At 69.0% G+C, this 465-nt stretch carries 1 protein-coding gene; it reads right to left on the bottom strand.

Annotated features, from left to right (window positions below):
- Positions 1–320 (bottom strand): VOC family protein (locus DVK00_RS20875; RefSeq protein WP_199722520.1); only part of this gene is annotated, 320 nt, incomplete at its 3' end.
- Positions 321–465: the final 145 nt, after the last annotated feature.

Below are 465 nucleotides of genomic sequence, written 5' to 3'. Positions count from 1 at the left end.
CCGTCGACTTCGACGCCGCGGTCGGTGAGGCGGTCGGCCCAGTAGTCGACGGCGTCGGGGGGTATCACGAGCGACACGGTCCGAATCTGCGGCGTTCCGGGGCGACCCGGCTCCTCGGCGGGGTACGGGAAGAACGTCAGGGCCGTCCCGGGCGAGCCGGTCTCGTCGCCGTAAAACAGGTGACGCGTGAACTTCTCGTTGAAGTTCACCGTCTGCTTGACGAGGCGCAGACCGAGCGTCGTCGCGTAGAAGTCGACGTTCGCCTGCGCGTCGCGGACGATTCCCGTGACGTGGTGGATTCCGACGGTGTCTGTGAGCATCGAGTTGGGCGGGGTGTTGGAGAGTGTGTTGGGTGGCGGCGCTTCGCGGCGGGGACCGGTCGGCGCGTCGGGCCGCGGTCAGCGACCGATGGCTCCCTGTCGTGTGACGGGCGCGTCGGGGTCGACCAGGAAGGCGACGACGGTG

The sequence above is a fragment of the Haloarcula sp. Atlit-47R genome, from assembly GCF_003665985.1.
In the GTDB taxonomy this organism is placed as follows: domain Archaea; phylum Halobacteriota; class Halobacteria; order Halobacteriales; family Haloarculaceae; genus Haloarcula; species Haloarcula taiwanensis.
Note: the sequence above shows the minus strand (reverse complement) of the source record. Positions and strands in the feature narration are given on the sequence as shown.